Source organism: Paenarthrobacter sp. TAF1 (assembly GCF_052113825.1).
GTDB lineage: Bacteria > Actinomycetota > Actinomycetes > Actinomycetales > Micrococcaceae > Arthrobacter > Arthrobacter nicotinovorans.
Map to the genome: position 1 here is coordinate 15202 of NZ_JBFRDO010000019.1, position 20613 is coordinate 35814.

Genomic DNA, 20613 nt, shown 5'->3' on the forward strand with positions numbered 1-20613 from the left:
CTGCGTCTATTTCACGCCCGCCAGGGCCGTTGCGGCCATACCCGCGTGGTGGCAGGCCGGCGCGGCGGGCGTCGCCGGTGTTGGAATCTCGTTGATGCAGCGCTGGCGTTGTTCTTCCGGGAGGGTCCCGACCAAGGGGCAACGGGTCCGGAAGACACAGCCGCTGGGCGGATTGGCAGGAGAGGGCAGGTCGCCTCGAAGCCGGATCTTCACCTGTTCCCGGGCAGCCCTTGGATCCGGCAGGGGCACTGCCGAGAGCAGGGCCTTGGTGTAGGGATGCAGGGGGTTCCGGAAGAGCTCGTCGCGGGGTCCCTGCTCCACGATCTTGCCCAAGTACATCACCGCAACTTCGTGGGAAATGTGCCGGACCACGGAGAGATCGTGGGCGATGAAAATGTAGGAAACGCCGGTGTCCTGCTGGATCTGCTGCAGGAGGTTCACCACCTGGGCCTGCACGGAGACATCCAGCGCGGAGACGGGCTCATCGCACACAATGACCGACGGGTTCAGGGAAATGGCCCGGGCAATACCTACGCGTTGGCGTTGCCCGCCGGAGAATTCATGCGGGAACCGGTTGTAGTGTTCCGGCTTCAGGCCAACCTGGTCCAGGAGTTCCTTGACCCGGTTCTTCAGGCCGCCAGGAGGGTTGATCTTCTGCGCCACCATGGGAGCGGCAATGGCTGTGCCCACGCTCTGCCGCGGATTCAGGGAAGCGAAAGGATCCTGGAAGATCATCTGGACCTTGCGGCGGAAGTTGTACAGCTCCCGGCCCCGCAACTGGCTGATGTCCACGCCGTCGATCACTATCCGCCCGGCCGTCGGGTCCATAAGCCGGGCCACCATGCGGCCGGTGGTCGACTTGCCGCAACCGGACTCACCCACGAGCCCCAAAGTCTGGCCGCGGGCGAGACTGAAGGACACGCCGTCGACCGCTTTGACCGATCGCTTGGCGGCTCCCGGCAGCAACCCGCCCTTCAGCGGGAAGTGCTTTTGCAGGTTCTCCACCTGGAGAATTGGTTCATGTTCCACGGCTGGTCCTAACGCGAATTCCGGATGGTGATGATCTGCGGGCCGCTCAAGTGGCAGCGTTGGCCGTGGCCGTCGTCGATTGTCAGCTCCGGACGCTGCTTGGCGCAGACGCCGTCGCCGACGAGCTCGGCGTACTGACACCGTGCGCTGAAGATGCAGCCCTTCGGCAGGTCAAGGAGCGACGGCGGCTGGCCGGGTATCGGGTTCAGCCGGCCCGCGGCGCTGTTCAGCGTGGGCATGGAGTTGAGCAGGCCCAGGGTATATGGATGCCGGGTGTCGTAGAAGATGTCGTCCACCGGCCCGGACTCGACGCACTGGCCGCCGTACATGACCAGCACGTTGTCGCAGACCTCGGCCACTACGCCGAGGTCGTGCGTGATGAGGATCAGCGCAGAGTTCGTTTCCTCCTGGAGCTCTGACATGAGGTCCAGGATCTGCGCCTGGACAGTCACGTCCAGGGCGGTGGTGGGTTCGTCGGCAATCAGCAGCTCCGGCTCGCAGATCAGCGCCATCGCGATCATGGCGCGCTGACGCATTCCACCGGAGAAGTGGTGCGGGTACTCGTCGAAGCGCTGCTCCGGGCTGGGGATACCCACCCTTCCCAGCATGTCGACGGCGGCTGCCCGGGCTTGCTTCTTGCTCGCCTTGTTGTGGACCAGGTAGGCCTCGGCAATCTGGTGGCCCACAGTGTAGAAGGGGTGCAGTGCCGACAGTGGATCCTGGAAGATCATTCCGATGTTGCGGCCGCGGAGCTTGCGCATGGCGGACTCGGGCAGCGTCACCAGGTCCTTGCCTTGGAACATGGCCTGCCCGGTCACCTGCGCGGAGGTGCCTTTGAGCAGGCCCATCAAGGCCTGGCTGGTGACGGACTTCCCGGATCCGGATTCACCCACGATGCCCAGGGTCTCGCCACGTTCCAGGGCGAAGTCCATGCCGTTCACTGCGGAGACAACGCCGTCATCCGTAGGGAACTTCACTGTGAGACCGCGGACTTCAAGGAAAGCAGCGGTTGCTGTACTTCCGGCAGTAGCGCTCGCGGTGTTGGTCTGAAGCTGGGTCATTGGAGCCTCACTCGGGGATCGATGGCGGCGTAGGCGAGGTCCACGGCGACGTTCGCAACGATGACGAAGAACGCGGCCAGCATGGTGATGGCCATGGTGACTGGAAGGTCGCCGGAGATGGCCGCATGCACTGCCGTGAAGCCCAGGCCCGGGACGGAGAAAATCTGTTCAGTGAGGACCGCGCCCCCGAGAAGGAGGCCGATGTCCATTCCGAGCATGGTGACAACCGGGGTGATGCCGGCACGGACGCCGTGCTTGAACGTGACCGTCCGGGGTGCCAGTCCTTTCGCGCGGGCGGTCCTGATGAAGTCCTCGCCAAAGGTTTCAATCATGTTGGTTCGGGTGACGCGGATGTAAGAGGCGCTGAACAGGACAGCCAAGGCGATCCACGGCAACAGATAGTTGGCCACCCAGGCTCCGGGACCCTGCGGTCCGAACGGGCTGTTGATTTCGTTGGTGGTGAACGGCAGAAGATGCAGCTGGTTGACGAACAGGAGCAGCAGAAACAAGCCGGTGACCGGGATGGGCAGCGAGACCCCCACTGAGGCAGCACCCACGATGAACTTGTCCACCGGCGTTCCTTTGCGGAGGGCGGCCAGCAGACCCAGTCCGACGCCGGTGATGGTCCACAGGACCAGTGCGCCGATGGCCATGGAGAAGGTGTAGGGGAGCGAGCGGCCGATGATGTCGGCAACGTTCTCATTGGTTTGGAACGACTTGCCGAGGCAGGGCCATTCGCAAAGCGTCTGGGCTCCCGGAGCGCCGATCATGCGCGAGGAGAAGAAGCCGCGGATGTAGTCGATGTACTGGATAAGGAATGGCTGGTCCATGCCCAAGGCTACGCGGGCTTCAGCCACGCGTTCGGGAGTGCACTCCTGGCCGCAGGCTGCGGCGGCGGGATCGGACGGACCGAGCTGGAAGAGCGTGAACGTAATGAAACTGACGGCGGCAAGCAGCAGGACCAGCGATCCGGTCCGGCGAAGAATGAAAGTCATCATGGTGGTGGTTGCGGGCCGCCCGCCGGGGCAGGCGGCCCGCTTCTCCTTCTGGACTATGCCCGAATGGTTGTCAAAGCCCGGTTACTGCTCGACGCCGACGATGGAGAGGTCGATGCCGCCGAAGAAGTAGCCCACCTGGGCATTGCGGACATTCGAACCGACCACGCTGTTCGTGTGGCTGCGGATGAGCGGGACGATCGGGTAGGTCTTCAAGGCAGAACCGAAGGCCTCTGCCCACTTCTTGCCAAGTTCCTCGGAGGTGCCGTCCGTGTTGCGCAGATCGAACATGGCCTTGGACACAACGGGGTCGAAGTAACGGGAGGTGTTGGAGAAGCCATAGCTGGTGCCCTCATTGTTCGGTCCCAACAGAGGGTCGGCGGAGGTGCGGACCGATGCCGGGTCGGCGCCACCGCACCAGCCGGAGCGGCCCATGTCCGGGAGCTGTTCGCTGGCGAGGACCGAGTAGTAGTTCGGGGCGGGAATCGGAACCAGTTCCACGTCGATGCCCAGGGCCTTGAGGTTCTGCTGGACCACTGTGCCGGTGTTCTTGAAGGCGTCCCGGTTGTTGGCGTAGCCGTACGTCAGGGTCTTGGGGTAGTCCTTGCCTTCCAGGAGCTTCTTGGCTTCCTCGAGCTTGGGCTTGCCGGTGGGGTCCAGTTCCAGCTCCGTTTCCACGTAGCCGCGCATCTTGGAGTTCAGCGGGCTCTGGGTGATCTCGCCGAAGCGGCGTCCTCCGTACTGCACCAGGATGGACTGGCGGTCCAGGGCCAAGGCGATCGCCTTGCGGACGTCCGGGTCCTTGATCTTCTGGGTGTTCAGGCTCAGGACGTCGTTGCAGCCCAGCAGGCCCGAAGCTACGCGGTCCTTGACCTTGGCATCTGCCAGCTTTGCGGAGTCGGAGGTTTGGAGCGCGCCGTTGGAGTCGAGCGTGATGGCGTTGGGGTCCGAGTCGGCAAGCAACTGCTGGCTGATGGTGGCCTGGGACGTGGACAGCGAGAAGCTGAAGGTGTCCGGGAGGGCGGAGCGGTTGGGGTCGGTTGCCGGATCCCAGTGCGGATTGCGGACCAGCTTGAGGGACTTGCCGCGGTTGTAGGACTCCACCATGTACGGGCCCGAGGAAACGGGGTGGTTGGTGTAGTCCAGCTTGGTGTCCTTGGCTTTGGGGACCGGAGCTGTGTTGGAGCGCGACGCCAAGGCCGGGAACTCGGCGAAGGGCTTCTTCAGGTGGAAGACCACGGTGCGCTCGTCGGGCGTTTCAACAGCCTGAAGCACAGCGGCAGGATCCTTGTACGGCCCCTTGTACCCGCCGGCGTCGAGCGCTGCATTCAACTCCTGCGGCGCCTGGGTGAAGACATCCTGGGCGAAGGTGCGTTCCACTCCGTACTTGATGTCGGCGGAGGTGATGGGTGTTCCGTCCTCGAACTTCACGCCGTCCTTGAGGGTGAACGTCCAGCTGAGGCCGTCATCGGAGACCTTGCCCGTGTCCGTGGCGAGGTCCGGGACCACCGTTGGCGGCTGGCCCGCCGTTTCCTTGGCCATCGTGAGCGTGCGGTAGTACAGCTGGCCGACGTTGGCCGTCTGGACGTAGTTGCTGTTGCCCGGGTCCAGGGTCTGGAAATCGGAGGACATCAGGACGTTGAGATTTCCGCCCTTGGAAGTGAATCCGGACTTGACCACATTGGGGGCCAGCTCGGTGACGGACTCTGCGGGCTTGGAGTTGCCCGGCTGGTTTTGGCCGGCGCCGCAGCCGGTGGCTGCCACGGCAATCAGCACGGAAAGAGCAAGGGCTCTTGCGGGGGTTTTCATGATGCTCCTTGTAGAGGGTGGGGCGATGCGGGGAATGGTGCGGAATTTGTCGGCGGGTTTTTTGTCAGCGGGAGGACTTGGGATCCAGCGCATCCCGGACGGCGTCGCCCAGGAGGTTGAAGGCCAGCACGGTGACGATGAGCATGATGCCCGGTACTGCCAGGAACCACGGGTCGCTGAGGTACCAGTTGCCGGACTGGGCGGCGTTGAGCATCTGGCCCCACGACGGTGTGGGGTCCTTGACGCCGACGCCGAGGAAGGACAGTGCTGCTTCGGCGGAGATGTTGGTGGGGATCAGCATGGTGGCGTACACGAGGACGACTCCCATGACGTTGGGGATGATCTGCCGGAAGAGGACGCTGAGGTGGGAGGCGCCGAAGGACCGGGCGGCTTCCACGAATTCGCGCTCGCGGAGGCTCAGCACCTGGCCGCGGACGATGCGTGCAAGGTAGGCCCAGCCGAAGAAGCCCAGGATGATCACCAGCGAGGCCATGGGCAGGAAGCTGCCTTCACCCAGCGGGGTATTGCGGAGCCGTGACTGCAGGATGGGCGTCAGCGAGAGCACCAGGAGCAGGTGCGGGAACGCGAGGAACAGGTCCATGATCCGGCTGATGATGGCGTCTGTCTTGCCGCCGAAGTAGCCGGCGGCTGCGCCAAGGACCGTGCCGAGGACCACGGAGACTGCAGTGGAAAGCAGCGCAATGGTCAGGGAGACCTGGCCGCCGTAGGCAAGCCGCGCGAAGAGGTCCCGGCCCAGTCCGGGCTCCACACCCAACCAATGCTGCGCTGAGGGGTACATGAACCCTGGGAGGGGCAGCCCGGGTGTTTGGAAGTCGTCCAGCACTTCGGGGCTGGTGTTGGACGTATAGGGATCGTTGCCGGACATGGCGCTGAGCACAGGGGCAAGGATGGCGAACAACAGGATTGCCACCACGACGCACAGGCTAAGAAGTGCCACCTTGCTGCGCCGGATCCGCATCCATGCGGTGGCGAGCAGTGAGCGGGCTTCGGCAGGTGCCGCCACTTTGCCTTCCGGCGTCGTTGCCGGAGGCAGCGGCGGACTGCCGGTACTTGGTTCGACGGACTGTATCTGGGTCAACGGTTCTGCTCGTTTCGTGATCAGGAGCTTGCTCCGGAGTTCTTGTATACCAAAATAGACTAGAGCAGGATTCATGCGATGTAAATCACAAATAATGTACTGTTTGGAATACCAGAGAGTAATACGAGTTGTCCGGACGGGACAGGAAACAGGAGACGACGTGCGCACAAAGGTCACCGCCCGCTACGTGCTGGGCCATCACAACGGACATCACGTGCTGCTGGAAAACGCGTGCGTGGTCTACAGCGGCCACACCATCGACTTCGTGGGCCATGACTTCACCGGTCCTGTGGACGAGGAACGGCACATGGGGGATGCGCTGCTCATGCCCGGCCTGATCGATCTCGATGCCCTGACCGACATCGACCACCTCATCCTGGACAGCTGGGCCGGCGCTGAGCAGGCCAAAGGCCACCAGTGGTCCGAGGACTATTTCCGTAACCGCCGCACCGATGTCTTCACGGCCGGGGAACGCCAACAGATCCGTCAGTACGCCCTGATCCAACTCGTCCTGCACGGCATCACCACCTACATGCCCATCGCCTCCGAAGTGCACTCCGAATGGGCGGAATCGTTCGAGGAGCTGGCGGGCATGGCGGAGACAAGCCGGCGGCTGGGCCTGCGCGGCTACCTCGGCCCGGCCTACCGCTCGGGCGTGAACGTCGTGTTGGACGATGGCAGCCGTTCAGTCATGTTCGACGACGACCGCGGCCGTGAGGGTCTTGCCGACGCCTTGCGCTTCATTGACCACGCGAACGAGCTCAACGATCCCTTGGTCAACGGAGTCCTGCTCCCGTGCCGCATTGAGACGCTGGACATCGAATTACTCAAAGCCACTGCCGCAGCTTCCAGCGAGCGGGACGTGCTGGTGCGCCTGCACTCCCTGCAAGGGCTCGTGGAGCGACAACTCATCCAGGACTGGCACGGCGTAACGCCACTGGAACTCCTCGACCAGGTAGGCCTCCTCAACGAGCGGCTCCTGATCCCGCACGCCACCTACACGGACAGGAACCCTGCGGTCCATGGCGAGGATCGCGGCGACCTCGCGCAGTTGGCGGACAGCGGCGCCAGCATCATCCACTGCCCCCTCACCTCCATGCGTTACGGCAGCACACTGGACTCCTTCAACGCCTACAAGAGCGCGGGCATCAACATTTCCCTGGGCACGGACTCGTTTCCGCCCGATCTCATCCGGGGCATCGATGCCGGCGTGCAGCTCGCCAAAATCCTCGCCGGAAGCAACGACGCCGGAGACGTCGCCGGATACTTCGACGCCGCCACGCTGGGCGGTGCCCACGCCTTGAGGCGCCCGGACCTGGGCCGGCTTGAGCCCGGCGCCCAGGCTGACATGGTGGCGTTCTCCTTGGAAGACGTCCGCGACGGCGTCCACGACGACCCGCTGCGGACCCTCCTTCTCAACGGCACAGCCCGCCAGGCCGTGCTGTCCGTCGTGGCAGGCCGGACCATCATGGTTGACGGGACGATCGAAGGCGTTGACCTGGCCTTTTGGCGGTCCAAGGGGCAGGAATTATTCGACAGGATGCGTGGAGCCTACAGCAGCCGTGACTTTGGGAACCGCCCGGCCGATGAGCTGTTTCCGCCCGTGTATGCTCGGTTGGAACGCTGACCGGCGCCGCCCGGCGGCGGCAGCGTACGCAGTGATGAAGGGAAGTTCCACAGTGGCTGAGGCGATGCCGGAAACCGGGAATGGCCGCGATGATGAGGCCCGCGCGGAGAACGTCTACCAATTGGTACTGGAGGGCATTGTCACGGGCAAGTACGCCCAAGGCGTGCGGCTGCGCGAACGCGAACTCTCGGAGATTTACAGCGTCTCCCGCATCCCGGTCCGTGAGGCCATCCAGCGCCTGGAGCAGGACGGCTTCGTGGAGACCTTCCCGCGCCGCGGGGCGGTGGTCCGCCAGCTGACTCTCACGGACGTCAATGAGCTCTTTGATATCCGCCTGTGCTTGGAAACCTTCGCCGCGAGGATGGCCGCCACCCGGGTGGCCGAGGGCAGCGACGGCGGCCGGTTGGAGGAACTCATGGAGGCCTCCAACGCCGCCATCGACGAGGACCGGACCGAGGATGTCGCCGTGATCAGCGCAGAGCTTCACGCCGAGATCGTGCGCCTGTCAGGGAACAGGCTCCTCATCGAATCCGTGAAGCCGCTGTTTGGGCGGATGCGCTGGATTTTCGGGCTCACGCACAACCGCAGCAACGAACTCCAACGCGACGAGCATACGGAACTCTGCAACGCGATCCTCAAGGGCAAGCCGGACCTGGCCTATTCACTGGCGTACTCGCACATCGAGCTGGGCCGCGAGCCCGTGCTGAACGGGCTCGCGGAAACCCTGGAACCCTGAGTTTTTGTCCAGATAACGCCCTTTAGGAGCCGTCTTAGGGGCGTTAACTGTACAAAAACTCCATTAGTCGTCGGCGTCCGGGTACTCGTCCTCGTCGTCGTACCGGCCTGACTCCTCCACCTCGACCTCAAGGATCTTGAGCAGTTCCGTGTCCGGGTTCAACATGATGGCGGCCTCGTCACGGCGGTGCTGCAGCACAGTGTCCAGGTAGGACTGCACGGTTTCAGCCAACGGCACGTACCTGTCCTGTTTCTGGCTCATGTACCAGCGGTGTTCCAGGACCTCGTGAACGACCTCTGCCGGCTCCAGCTTTCCCGCCAGATGGCGCGGGATGGAGCGGACAATGGGCTCGAAGATCTGGCTGACCCAGATGTGCGCGCTGATTTCCTCGTCCAGGTCCGGGTTGTTGTCGGCCCGGAACTGGTCCATGTCGTTCAGGAGCCTGCGGGCCTGGTTCTCCTGGGCGTCCAAACCGGTCAGGCGCAGCAGCCGCCGCTGGTGGTGCCCGGCGTCCACCACCTTGGGCTGGAGCTGGATGGTGGAGCCGTCCGCCGTCGTCTTGATGGCGTATTCTTCAACGTCGAAGCCGAGCTCGTTGAGGCGCCGGATGCGTGCACCCACGCGCCAGCGCTCGCCCAGTTCGAAGGATTCCTTCTCGGTCAGTTCAGTCCACAACCGGCGGTAGCTGCCCATGATCAGCTCACTGGTGGCTACAGGATCCACCTTCTCCTCAATGAGGCCGCCGTCCAGCAGGTCCATGAGCTCACCGGCGATGTTCACCCTGGCGATCTCAAGGTCGTATTCGCGCTGGCCCATGGAAAGGTCCGGGTAGAGCTCGCCCGTTTCGGCGTCCACCAAATAGGCGGCAAAGGCACCTGCGTCACGGCGGAACAGCGTGTTGGACAGCGAGACGTCGCCCCAGTAGAAGCCGATCAGGTGCAGGCGGACCAGCAGGAGGGCCTGCGCATCAATAAGGCGTGTCAGGGTGTCCTTGCGGAGCATCTGCGAAAACAGGGCGCGGTAAGGCATGGAGAACTTCAGGTGCCGGGTCACCAGTACCGGATTGAGCGGCCTGCCGTCCGCCGTGGTGCGTCCGGTAATGACGGCTACGGGCTCCACGCAGGGCACATCCAGCCGCGCCAGTTTGCGCAGCATATGGTACTCGTGCCGTGCAACGTGCTCCGACGTTTCCTTGATGGCGATCACCGAACCGCCCAAGTGGGCGAACCGGACAATGTGCCGGGAAATACCGCGGGGAAGGGCGGCAAGGTTCTCAGCCGGCCAATCCTCCAACGCAATGTGCCAGGGCAGATCCAGCAACTCCGGATCTGCCGTTGCCGCCGTGATGTTCAGCGAACCGATGACGCTTGCCGGAGGGGCGGCATCCTGCGCGCTGGCAGCCTCGGTCCGCGGGAGCTTGCCGATCTGCCCGTAGTCGGTGGGTTCGTCGTGCCACTGGGCTTCGTTTTGCTCGCTCATGCCTCAATTGTTCCGTATTCAGGGGAAGCGGACGCACCCGCGTCCGTGAAGGGGTTCAGCGGCGGGGCTGACCATTCGACGTCGGGGGCCTCCTGGAAGACGACGCCCTGCTTGGCGAGGCGCTCACCAAAGGCGCCCAGCCGACGTCGGAAGTCACCGGCGTTGCGCAACTCCTGGCCGGTCCAGGCGACTTCCGCCAGCGAGATGGCCCGTGGGTAGAGCAACCACTGTGCTTGTTGGTTGTTGCGGACGGTCTCGGTCCAGAGGGGGCCTTCGACACCCAGAATCTGCTTGTCCGTCAGGCCGCCTTGGGCCGGGTCCCAGTTGTAGTACTCGGCCCAGGTGAAGGGGCCGCCCTTGACCCATTCAAGGCCAACAGGATTCTCCGGGGAGTACTTCTGGTCCAGATAGGTGTTGGCTGCCGGCGACATGATCACTGTGGGTGTGCTGGTATCAGCCTGCTGGACAATCGCTTCCAGATCTCCGAACCAGTACTGGATCACGGCCCCGTTCGGAAGCTCTGCCTCGGCGAACTCGTTCCAGCCCACCACGGTCTTTCCGGTGAGTGAAGCCAAGCGGGCAAATTCCTGCATCATGTCGAGGTAGTTCCGGTGCCCCGTTACCAATGCTTCGTCGCCACCGATATGCAGGTAGGGGCCAACGGTTATCGCGGCAAGCTGGCCCAGGACCTCGGCTACGAACTCGTAGGTGGCCGGGAGTGAGGCGTCCAGTGTTGACCAGCCGACGTCGGCAGTGGTGCTCATGTCCTTGGCGACGCCGTCCGGGTTGAGCTGCGGAATGGCCGCGAGGGCGGCGTTGACGTGTCCGGGAAGGTCGATCTCCGGAATGACGACGACGTTCCTGACAGCGGCGTACGCCTGGAGTTCCTTGAAATCCTGCTGGGTGTAGAAACCGGACTTGCCGCGGGGCGGAACTGCCGTGGCGACTTCCACCGCTCCCTGCCCGCCCACGTCGGTCAGCTTGCTGTAGTCCAAGCCGGACGGGTTCTCTTCCGGTTGGCGGATTTCGATCCGCCAGCCTTGGTCGTCGGTCAGATGCAGGTGAAGGGCATTGAACTTGAACTGCGTCATGACGTCGATCTGCTCCTTGACCTCCTCCACCGTGAGAAAGTTGCGGGCAACATCGAGCATGAGGCCGCGGTAGGCAAAGCGCGGAGCGTCGAGGATCTCGACGGCGGGAACCACCCAGGTGCCGGCGTCGCGGTTTTGGGCGGCGTCGGTTTCTTCGATCGCTGCGGGGAATAGCTGCCTGAGCGTTTGCAGTCCGTTGAACAGGCCGGCAGGGGTGGAGGCGGTAAGCCGGACGCCATCCTCGGCGACGGTCAGTGTGTAAGCCTCACGGCCGCCGTCGAACGAATCCACCAACTCCAAGGCGATATCTCCTGGGCGGTGTTCTTCAACCAGCGGCAGTGCAAAGCCGGTGGCGGTGCGGAGCAGCGCGGCCAACTGTTCAGCGGGCTGCGCGGCGGCATGGCCGGCCGCGATCCTGGCGCCGGGGGAGAGGGTGAAAGCGGGGCCGTCCTGGGGTGCGACGTGGGAGGGCCGGGGAATCAGGTGATCTGTGGTGTTCATGCCGTTCTTTCCGGGAAGAAGGTTAACGTGATAACGGCCCGACCGGAAGGGTCGGGCCGCCATCACAATGCGGAACGTACAGACGCGATTAGTCGCCCAGGCGCAGGCCCGTCTTGGTGTCGAACAGGTGCACGTGGCCGGACTGCGGACGAACGAAGATGGACTCGCCCTTCATCGGAGGGCGGCGGCCGTCGACGCGTGCGACGATGTCGTGGCTCTTGCCATCAAGGATGGTGTGGCCGTAGACGTAAGCGTCGGCACCGAGTTCTTCAACCACGTCAACCTCAACCTGGAGGCCTTCGCCGTTGCCGACGGTCTCGAGGTCTTCCGGACGGGAACCAACGGTAACGGTCTGGCCGTGGGCTTCCTGGAGAACGTCGCGCGGCACGGGGTAAACCGTTCCGCCGAACTGGACGCCGCCGTCGACGACCGGCAGTTCCAGCAGGTTCATGGCCGGGGAGCCGATGAAGCCTGCAACGAAGACGTTCTTCGGACGGTCGTACAGGTTGCGCGGGGTGTCAACCTGCTGGAGCAGACCGTCCTTCAGGACTGCAACGCGGTCACCCATGGTCATGGCCTCGACCTGGTCGTGCGTCACGTAAACCGTGGTGACGCCGAGGCGGCGGGTCAGGGATGCGATCTGCGTACGGGTCTGGACGCGGAGCTTGGCGTCAAGGTTGGAAAGTGGCTCATCCATGAGGAAGACCTGCGGGTTACGGACGATTGCGCGTCCCATGGCAACACGCTGACGCTGACCACCGGAGAGAGCCTTGGGCTTGCGGTCCAGGTACTGCTCAAGGTCAAGAAGCTTGGCGGCTTCGCGAACACGCTCTGCGCGCTCTTCCTTGGAAACGCCGGCGATCTTCAGTGCGAAGCCCATGTTGTCCGCAACGGTCATGTGCGGGTACAGGGCGTAGTTCTGGAAGACCATTGCGATGTCGCGGTCCTTCGGGGGAACATCCGTGACGTCGCGGTCACCGATCAGAATGCGGCCGGCGTTCACATCCTCAAGACCTGCGAGCATGCGCAGGGAGGTGGACTTACCGCAACCGGAGGGTCCAACGAGGACCAGGAATTCGCCATCGGCGATGTCGATGTTGAGCTTATCGACGGCGGGCTTATCTGTGCCCGGGTACAGACGCGTAGCGTTATCAAAAGTAACTGTAGCCACAGTTATCAATCCCTTCACCGGCAGGTACGTGCCGGACGATCCGTTGTGAATGGTTCATTTTCTTCAGTTGAACTCCCCGGCCTGAGGCCGGGGAGGATCGTGTAACGCCGCACGGTACTGTGCGTCACATCACAACCAAGAGTATGTCAGACTTTTTGACTAACTACCTAAATGTTACGAACATCACATATGCAACTGCTCACATATCAGGCCTCCGCGGTGACCCGTCGGCGCTCGCGCAAAAGCGCTTCCAGCAACTCCGCCACGTGGACGGGAGCCTCCACCCGGTACTGTGCCTGGGTGTAATCCAAGCCAACCTTGATGCCGACGTCATCACCCATGAGCCTGCCCAGGGCGTCTTCATCCGTGACGTCGTCCCCGGCAAACAGGATGGCCGTGGCACCTGTCGCCTGGCGGAGGAACTCCACGGCTTCGCCCTTGGAAGCGTGGACCACGGAGGTTTCCAACACCCGCTTCCCCGTCTTCAGGTACACCCCCGGATAGTCGCCCAGGACCCGCGTGGCGGCCTCGACGGCGTCCTCCGCCACGTCGTCCTCGGCCATCCGGGTATGGAGGACCACCCCGGCAGGCTTGTCTTCGAGGACCGTCCCGGGGGCGATGTTCACGATTTCGGCAAGCACCTCACGGACGGCAGCCAGTTTCTTCCGCTGGTCCTCATCCAATTCCAGGCCCAGGGATCCCTCGCCCAGCCACACCTCGGCGCCGTGGCTGCCTATCAGCAGCGTGTTGGCCGGGGGAGAGGCGACCCGCCGCAGACTGTCCAGGGCCCTGCCGGAGATGAGTGCCGTCGTCGTGCGTGGCAGTTCGGCGAGGCTCGCAAGCGCTGCAGCCGAACGCGGAAGGGGACGCGCGTCCTCGGCCCGGTCGACGATCGGCGAGAGGGTTCCGTCGAAGTCCAACGCCACCAGCAGGTGCTCCGTGCCGGAAATACGACGGACGGCGTCCAACAGTTCCGGTGACAGCGACAGGTTCTCAGCTGTCATCACGAACCACCTTCTCCTCCAAGGCGGCCAGGAACTCGGCCGACCAATGATCGACATCGTGGTCCAGGATCTGCTTGCGCATCAGTTTCATGCGGCGGCGTGCTTCCTTCGGGGAGAGATTGATGGCGCGCAGGATGGTGGACTTGAGGCCGTCGATGTCGTGCGGGTTGATCAGCAGGGCCTGCTTGAGCTGATCGGCTGCGCCGGCGAACTCACTGAGGACCAGTGCGCCGTCGTCCTCGGAACGGGCCGTGACGTATTCCTTAGCCACCAGGTTCATGCCGTCGCGCAAGGCCGTCACCAACATGACGTCCGCAGCCAGATACAGGGCCACCATCTCTTCCACCGGGTAGCTGTGGTGCAGGTAGCGCACGGCCGTGTTCTGGATGGTGTCGTACGTGCCGTTGATGTGGCCTACGGTGCCCTCGATTTCCTCGCGCAGAAGCCTGTACTGCTCCACGCGCTCCCTGCTGGGGCTGGCCACCTGGATAAGGGTAGCGTCCTCTACCTTGATATGCCCGTCCGCCAGGAGTTCCTCAAAAGCCTTGAGCCTGTGCCGGATGCCCTTGGTGTAGTCGAGCCGGTCCACGCCCAAGAGGATGGTCTTGGGGTTGCCCAGGTCCGTGCGGATCTGCCGGGCCCGCTCAATGATGTCCGGCCTGGCGGCGAGCTCGCGGATCTGGTCCACATCAATGGAGATGGGGAACGCCTGCGCCCTGGCGATGTGGGTCACTTCCCCGTCCGGGCCCTTCACATGAACCTGCTGCTGCTTCACGCTGGCGCCCAGGAAGCGGCGGGCGGAGCGCATGAAGTTGCCGGCGTCGCTGGGGCGTTGGAAGCCCAGCAGGTCAGCGCCAAGGAGGCCGTCGATGATTTCGCGGCGCCACGGCAGCTGGGCAAAGATCTCCGGCGGCGGGAAGGGAATGTGGTTGAAGAAGCCGATCTTGAGGTCCGGCCGGGATTCCCGCAACAGGCGCGGAACCAGTTGGAGTTGGTAGTCCTGCACCCACACAGTGGCGTCCTGTGCTGCGTGCCGGGCTACGGCGTCGGCGAACTTCCTGTTGACCTTGCGGTACGAATCCCACCAGGTCCTGTGGAACTCCGGCGGTGCGATGACGTCGTGATAGAGCGGCCAGATGGTCGCGTTGGAGAAGCCCTCGTAGAAGAGTTCAACGTCATCGCTGCTCAACTGTACGGGGATCAGGTCCATGCCCTCATGGCTGAACGGGCGCACGGTCTCATCCGGAGCGCCATGCCAACCTACCCACGCGCCGTCGGACTTGGTCATCATCGGCGCGAGCGCCGTCACCAGGCCGCCTGGCGAGCGGCGCCAGCCGTCCTTCTCATCGCCGTCGTCGCTGATCCGATCGACGGGCAACCTGTTGGAGACCACCATAAAATCGAACTTGGTTGCCGTGGGCTTCTTGACGGGGGAAGCCCGAACGCCTTCTTCGGTTGTGAGTTTCTCGCTTGCCAAATCCTGCATCAATGCTCCCTGGGGTTGCTGTGACTCAACTCCCAGCCTACTAGCGGAATCTTCCCCGGCGGTTGATCGTTCAACTACCGGGAGGACGGGTGCGCGGTAGAGCTCCAAGTTGGCTCCCGTAAACTGTCCCCGTTGCCCTAGCTATTCACTACGACGTCGAGTAACCCGAGGAACTGATGAGCCCCGCAAACGAATCCCGCCTGTCAAAGGCTGAACGCACCGCCCAGGCACGGGAAAAAGCGCGAGCAATCCGCGAAGAACAGTTGAAGAAGGAGAAGCGCAACAAGCTTCTGGTCGGCTGGGGCATCGTGGTTGCCATCGTCGTCATCATTGCCATAATCGCCGCGGTGGTCATCGGCAACATCCAGAACAACGCGCCGGTTGCAGACCAGGGCCCGACGCCGGCCAACGGCAACGTCCACGGCGGCGTCACGCTGCTGGCTGGCAGCGAAGTGGTGAAGTCGGAGCCCGGCAGCGTCAACGTCGCCGATGTCCCCTCCGCTCCCGCCACCAAGCCCGCCACGGTGACCGTGCCCGGCGGCGAAGCTGAGGCCGGCAAGCCCGTCAAGGTGATCGCCTACATCGACTTCATCTGCCCCGTCTGCAAGCGGTTCGAGACCACCTACGGAGAGTCCCTGACCAACCTCCGCAACGAAGGCAAGATCTCCCTCGAATACCGTCCCCTCGGGTTCCTGGACCTGCAGTCCACCACCAACTACTCATCCCGCGCAGCCAACGCCGCAGCATGCGTAGCGAACACCTCCCCGGAGAAGTATGCGGACTTCTTCAACCTGCTCTTCGAACGCCAGCCGGCCGAAGGCAGCGCAGGCATCTCCGACAAGGACCTGAAAGCCATGGCCACTGAGGTTGGCGCCGCCAACATCGACTCGTGCGTGGACAGCAAGCAGTTCCGTCCTTGGGTGAAGGTTGCCACGCAAGAAGCAGCCGCAATCGGCATCACCGGCACGCCGACCATCTTCGTCGACGGCAAGCAGTGGGACGGTTCCACTGACCTGAACGCCGAGATCCAGACCGCCATCACGGCAAAGGGCTAAGCCTTTATCTGACATCACGACGGCGGCCGGTCACCTTCTCGTTGAGGTGGCCGGCCGTTGTTGCTCAGGCAAATTTCGTTGACGGGGATGGTCTGGGCTAACCTTATCTAGCGCTCTTTCGCGCATGGTTCCGGGTAGCCGGAGCGTGCCTCCTTAGCTCAGTTGGCCAGAGCACCGCTCTTGTAAAGCGGGGGTCGTCGGTTCGAATCCGACAGGGGGCTCCACGAACCCCTCCATTCCGGCGAGTTTGCCCGGGATGGAGGGGTTTTTCGTGTCTGAAATGCAGGGCACTACACGTTTTCAAGAAGGCAGACGACACCAGCGGGCTCCCCAGCTGCATAGAGGGAACCATGCAGTCAGAGAAGAAGGCCCTGAGGGCGACGACGGACCGAGACAACGTAGGGACGCTCAGGGATACAGATAAGACCGTCGGCAGGTGTCAACCCATTCCGGCGGATACCAGGAACAACACCTGTGCCGGCTGTACTTCCGACGCGTCGAAGCATCAGAGTTGCAGAGGCAGTGTGCGAAGGACGGCCAAGTACCGGACTGATTCTGAGCCTTTGAACGGGACCTCCTGATGGGAAGGTCCAGCCTGCCGATTGGCACTTGGGGAACGATCAGCGCCGCGAAGGACGAGACGACAGGGAAGTGGCGGGCCAGTTGCAGGTTCCGCGGCTGGGACGGGGCCACTCGGACGTACAGCAAGTTCGGTTCGACCAAGGGCAAAGCCACAACCGCGCAGCCAACCCCACTTTGAACGTGCGACGACAGACGCGAGAGACCAGACTTGAAGCTGTCAGCGGTCTCCTGGCCGGCTGGGGTGCAGGTAGTAATAGAGCGTCTCGCCCGTATCGAGGCGCACAACAATGCCCCATGCCTTTGGCCTGCTCTTCCCCACCACAGCCCTTTCATCTGGCCTCAATCTTCGCACTCAGTATCGGGCCCGCAGGATTGGCAGGACGCACACTGCAGTGGCTCCTAGTATTGACACATATCCTTACCTAGGTATGGTTTAGTGTATGCAGAACATGAACGGGATGACCGTCGCGGAGGTGGGGGAGAGGCTCGGTATCACCCGCGCGTCCGTTCATGGCCTGCTCGGCTCTGGCCAGTTGACGGCCAGTGGCAGGGCTGGCCGTATGCTGCTCATCGATCGTCAGTCGGTGGAGCGCCTGGCCCTGGCCGGTACCCGTCGCGGCCGCGCCTGGACGGCCAGGATTGCTTGGGCTGCATTGGCGCTGCTCTCTGGCCAGAACCCCACCTGGATCAGCGCTTCGGAGAAGTCCCGGTTGAAGAGGCGACTGCGTGAGCTGGACGCCGACGCCGTTCGTGTTCTTGCCCGGAACAAGGACATAACCCATCGCTATAGGGCGACTTCGGACGGGCTGGCCGCACTTAGCGACCACCTGATCCCAAGTGGCGCCTCGGCCATGCGCGAGGAGTCCATTGCAGGGACCTTCGGGATGGCCGGCGGGAGCGGGACTGCAGAGGGCTATGTCATGATCGGCGACGTATCCGCCCTCGCGGACGCGTTCGGCCTGGTTGAAGATCCAGACGGCAACGCCATCATTCATGAAGTCGATTTGGATGAACCCTTTGCCGACGGCCGGGCGCTGGTGGCAGCGATCGCCGTGGACCTCATGGACTCACTGGCAACCCGCGAACGCAGCGCCGGACAACGCGTCATCAACGAACTGCTCCATGTCTGAACCTGAACTGGACGCAGTCGCCGAAGCGGAAGATGACCGCGAGACCTGGGACGTGCCTGTGCCTCCTGGAGGCTGGGGAACACCATGGCCACAGTGCGTGGAACTGGCCCGTGCCCTGCCGTCCACCCAATGGACGTTGGTCGGTGGGCTCATGGTGCAACTGCACGCTGCGGCCGCCGGTCTTGCCGTCTCCAGGCCAACGGCGTCTGTCGACATTGTGCTGCACATCGAGACCGGTGCGGCGACGACGACGAACCGGTACTCATCAGCATCCCGAATGCCCTCGGGGCGTTGGTCTTGAAAGGCGCGGCCTACCGCGAGGACTCCCGCGACAGGGATCGGCACCTCGATGATGCCGTCGTCCTCTGCGCGACCATCAGAACACCGCTGGGCACGGCGGCCCAGATGAAGGGCAGCGATAGGTCACGGGTTCTTTCCCTGCACAAAGAGCTGGCCGATCCGGGGCACCGATCGTGGCAGCTGCTGGACCCGGTCGACCGGACACCGGCGATAGACGCGCTGCGCATACTTGCCGCCAATCACAGCCTGCCGCCAGCCAACCGCCTCAAATCCGGCTGACAACGTCGAGGAGCGGCTGTCTAAAAACAATGGTCATAAAATCCCGGCCATTGTTATTTGACGTAAGAGCAAAGCGCAGCCTGAAACTACGCATGTCAAAGTTGAAGGGCTTGATGTGGCAGCATGCATGCTGTCGGGGCGATCAATCGCCCGTTCAGGAAGGGAACTCATAGTGCCACCGCGTCAAACACCTGCCCAAAAGTTGTCAGCGAAGCTATTGCTGGGCAATGAATGGGCGCCGATCACCACCCGGATGGGTTTCATCAACCTGCCCTTGGACGACAGCGCTCACGAGTGGCGGGTGTGGGCTCAAGGCCGTCCGACGGAAGGCGGGACAGGGGTTGGTGTCACTGAACTGAACGGCACGCTTCCCGAACTTTTCGAGAAACTCCTACCCCTCGACTGGAGCTATCGGTGGCTTCTTCTGGAGACGAGCAACCCGGAATGGACTGCCATCGTGGACAACTCCCGCGGAGGGTCCAACCTTCATGCCGCCCTTCACATGCATTTCCCGGACGCCCGCGGAATCACTACTGTCGAGGTCGAGGACGAACCCCGGAACATCAAACGGTTCGACGATGAACCAGGCCGAGGCCGTTGGGGTTCACGGACCTTCACAGTCCACGACAAGGAAGGGCTGAAGCGGTTCCTGAGCCTCAGCAACTTTGAGCCGTGGAAATTCAACCAGAATGGCGAGCCCTACGATTTCGAGGACACGTCCAAGTACGAGGAACCGAAAACGACGGACCGGTTCACCCACGAGATGCTCGTCGAGTACTGCCGTCAGCTTGGACTGGAGCCGTTCGAGGATGACTTCTACGTCCCGACCGGCCGCGCAGTGATGATCGAATTGCTTGGGGATTCCCGGGAACGGCTCGGATACACCTTGGCAGAAGCCAGAGCAGGCTACGAGGATCTGACCCAACGGGTCTGCCAGGAGCCGGTTGAATGGAAGCAGCTCCACCCGTCCGGCGTCGAATACCCGCCCTATGATGCGACGTTCCCGATGACCGGGTACAAGCGCTTTGCCAAGCCCACCCCTTGGGATGACGCCCGGACCGAATTTGAGCAAAGCCTGCAGCGGTACAGCTCTCATCCGGCGGAGGCATCCCTGAGCGTAGGCCTCGATGAGCATGGGACATTGGCCTACCCGACGTTTGAGATCACCAACCCGCGACTCAGTGTCCTGGTCGCCCCGACACTGCTGGAAGCGCCGGCAGCGGTGCGTGAGTACACGGCGGCGTTCATCAGCGTCCAGTACGAGAAGTTCAACGGTATGTCCGTCTACAAGGCGTTCTATCCGAACAAGAAGCAGATGGCCGTCATCCGGAAGCTCTACAAGGACCAGGGCCTGTACCCGTTCGACCAGCCATCCGATGGCGTCTACTACACACTGGCGCTGGACAAGATGGTCCGCATGACGACAGACCTGAAACTGACATCGGAGCTCGTGGACTGGGAGAACACCATCGCTCAGGCAGGCCCCAAGGAGGTGGCTGCGCCGGACCGGAGAAGCCACTCGAAGGCGTGGGACATCCGGCTGCACATCCAGGAGAACGAGGACGCCATCTGGAACGCCGAACTCGACGACCGCTGCGTGTGAGGTCTGCGCCTGACTACTACTGACCGGTGGCGTGCTCGGCCCAGTAGATGGCTCTGCGGACGGCCTCGGTCCGCTGTTGGGTCGGACAGGATGAGGCTGATTGCGTAGAACGGGATGAAGATCAGGGCCATGAGCGGGCCGAAGATGACCCCTGCTTCCTTGGCAGCGTTCAAGGCCGACAGTTGATGTCGTCAGCCTCAAACTGCTGTGGTGAAGTGAACTAACGTCCTACCGATCGCCGAGCTTCTCCAAGACCTCGGCAGGCGGCTCCGGTGTTGGCCGGTCCGCGGGGATGACGACCCAGACGATGCCGTGCTCGTCCTGTCGGGTGGTGGCCGCAAGTGTGCCTAGGGGTTCGGCAAGATTGATCGCTATGTCCCGCGCGTAGCCTTCGATGGTGCCGTCCGCTGAGGTGGGCGTGAACTCGAACCGGTGGCCCAGGATCGTGGTTGGGTCCATGGAGCGGCGGTGCACTACGCAGGCGGCCGGTCCGTTCTCCCAGATGCCGATGATCTTCACGTCCACGGTCCAGTAGCGGTCGACCGCGTCGTCTATGTGCTGAACCAGGTGCATGGC

18 protein-coding genes and 1 tRNA gene are annotated in these 20613 nt (G+C 63.1%); 8 read left to right on the forward strand and 11 right to left on the reverse strand.

The window, feature by feature from the left end:
- Positions 1–6: 6 nt before the first annotated feature.
- From AB4Y81_RS18570 to AB4Y81_RS18590, 5 genes are all read right to left on the reverse strand, one after another.
- On the reverse strand, positions 7–1029 hold the full coding sequence (locus AB4Y81_RS18570; RefSeq protein ID WP_441996456.1) for an ABC transporter ATP-binding protein: 1023 nt from the start codon (positions 1027–1029) through the stop codon (positions 7–9).
- 8 nt (positions 1030–1037) lie between these two features.
- Positions 1038–2090, reverse strand: a complete 1053-nt coding sequence (locus tag AB4Y81_RS18575; RefSeq protein WP_039239850.1) for an ABC transporter ATP-binding protein — start codon at positions 2088–2090, stop codon at positions 1038–1040.
- The gene (locus AB4Y81_RS18580; protein WP_441996458.1) at positions 2087–3085 is read right to left on the reverse strand and encodes an ABC transporter permease; all 999 of its coding nucleotides are present in this window, start codon (positions 3083–3085) and stop codon (positions 2087–2089) included. The genes AB4Y81_RS18575 and AB4Y81_RS18580 overlap by 4 nt, the downstream gene beginning before the upstream one ends.
- Before the next feature lie 84 nt (positions 3086–3169).
- Positions 3170–4894: an ABC transporter substrate-binding protein gene (locus AB4Y81_RS18585; protein WP_039239854.1), complete on the reverse strand. Its 1725-nt coding sequence runs from the start codon at positions 4892–4894 to the stop codon at positions 3170–3172.
- A 64-nt stretch (positions 4895–4958) separates the two neighbouring features.
- Positions 4959–5993 carry an ABC transporter permease gene (locus AB4Y81_RS18590; protein ID WP_235338879.1) on the reverse strand — a complete coding sequence of 345 codons (1035 nt, stop codon included), beginning with the start codon at positions 5991–5993 and terminating at the stop codon, positions 4959–4961.
- Positions 5994–6153: 160 nt separating this feature from the next.
- On the opposite strand from AB4Y81_RS18590, the gene AB4Y81_RS18595 reads away from it, so the two are divergent.
- Together AB4Y81_RS18595 and AB4Y81_RS18600 are read left to right on the forward strand one after the other, a co-directional pair.
- On the forward strand, positions 6154–7620 hold the full coding sequence (locus AB4Y81_RS18595) for a chlorohydrolase family protein (protein ID WP_413308145.1): 1467 nt from the start codon (positions 6154–6156) through the stop codon (positions 7618–7620).
- 34 nt (positions 7621–7654) lie between these two features.
- Positions 7655–8356: a GntR family transcriptional regulator gene (locus AB4Y81_RS18600; RefSeq protein ID WP_229778712.1), complete on the forward strand. Its 702-nt coding sequence runs from the start codon at positions 7655–7657 to the stop codon at positions 8354–8356.
- 63 nt (positions 8357–8419) lie between these two features.
- Here AB4Y81_RS18600 and AB4Y81_RS18605 read toward each other — a convergent pair whose 3' ends face one another.
- From AB4Y81_RS18605 to AB4Y81_RS18625, 5 genes are all read right to left on the reverse strand, one after another.
- A complete protein-coding gene (locus AB4Y81_RS18605; protein ID WP_018779875.1) occupies positions 8420–9835 on the reverse strand; it encodes a DUF4032 domain-containing protein in 1416 nt (471 codons plus the stop codon).
- On the reverse strand, positions 9832–11427 hold the full coding sequence (locus AB4Y81_RS18610; RefSeq protein WP_441996462.1) for a beta-N-acetylhexosaminidase: 1596 nt from the start codon (positions 11425–11427) through the stop codon (positions 9832–9834). The genes AB4Y81_RS18605 and AB4Y81_RS18610 overlap by 4 nt, the downstream gene beginning before the upstream one ends.
- Positions 11428–11515: 88 nt before the next feature.
- The gene (locus AB4Y81_RS18615; protein ID WP_018779877.1) at positions 11516–12598 is read right to left on the reverse strand and encodes an ABC transporter ATP-binding protein; all 1083 of its coding nucleotides are present in this window, start codon (positions 12596–12598) and stop codon (positions 11516–11518) included.
- Positions 12599–12804: 206 nt separating this feature from the next.
- On the reverse strand, positions 12805–13602 hold the full coding sequence (otsB, locus tag AB4Y81_RS18620) for a trehalose-phosphatase (RefSeq protein WP_039239857.1): 798 nt from the start codon (positions 13600–13602) through the stop codon (positions 12805–12807).
- Positions 13592–15088, reverse strand: coding sequence for an alpha,alpha-trehalose-phosphate synthase (UDP-forming) (locus tag AB4Y81_RS18625; RefSeq protein ID WP_064723542.1), 1497 nt, complete (start codon positions 15086–15088; stop codon positions 13592–13594). The genes otsB and AB4Y81_RS18625 overlap by 11 nt, the downstream gene beginning before the upstream one ends.
- Positions 15089–15264: 176 nt before the next feature.
- Between AB4Y81_RS18625 and AB4Y81_RS18630 the strand changes: the two genes are divergently transcribed.
- The 6 genes from AB4Y81_RS18630 to AB4Y81_RS18655 all read left to right on the forward strand — a co-directional run bounded on the left by AB4Y81_RS18630 (position 15265) and on the right by AB4Y81_RS18655 (position 20037).
- Positions 15265–16143, forward strand: coding sequence for a DsbA family protein (locus AB4Y81_RS18630; RefSeq protein ID WP_018779880.1), 879 nt, complete (start codon positions 15265–15267; stop codon positions 16141–16143).
- Positions 16144–16290: 147 nt separating this feature from the next.
- Positions 16291–16367 (forward strand) — tRNA-Thr (locus AB4Y81_RS18635).
- 798 nt (positions 16368–17165) lie between these two features.
- A complete protein-coding gene (locus AB4Y81_RS18640) occupies positions 17166–17855 on the forward strand; it encodes a helix-turn-helix domain-containing protein (protein WP_441996464.1) in 690 nt (229 codons plus the stop codon).
- Positions 17848–18156, forward strand: coding sequence for a hypothetical protein (locus AB4Y81_RS18645; protein ID WP_441996465.1), 309 nt, complete (start codon positions 17848–17850; stop codon positions 18154–18156). The genes AB4Y81_RS18640 and AB4Y81_RS18645 overlap by 8 nt, the downstream gene beginning before the upstream one ends.
- Positions 18153–18434, forward strand: a complete 282-nt coding sequence (locus tag AB4Y81_RS18650; RefSeq protein ID WP_441996467.1) for a hypothetical protein — start codon at positions 18153–18155, stop codon at positions 18432–18434. The genes AB4Y81_RS18645 and AB4Y81_RS18650 overlap by 4 nt, the downstream gene beginning before the upstream one ends.
- 172 nt (positions 18435–18606) lie before the next feature.
- Positions 18607–20037, forward strand: coding sequence for a hypothetical protein (locus AB4Y81_RS18655; RefSeq protein WP_156369792.1), 1431 nt, complete (start codon positions 18607–18609; stop codon positions 20035–20037).
- Between the two features lie 228 nt (positions 20038–20265).
- Here the strand turns inward: AB4Y81_RS18655 and AB4Y81_RS18660 are convergent, their stop codons facing one another.
- Positions 20266–20610, reverse strand: coding sequence for a hypothetical protein (locus tag AB4Y81_RS18660; RefSeq protein WP_055974199.1), 345 nt, complete (start codon positions 20608–20610; stop codon positions 20266–20268).
- Between the last annotated feature and the right edge of the window lie 3 nt (positions 20611–20613).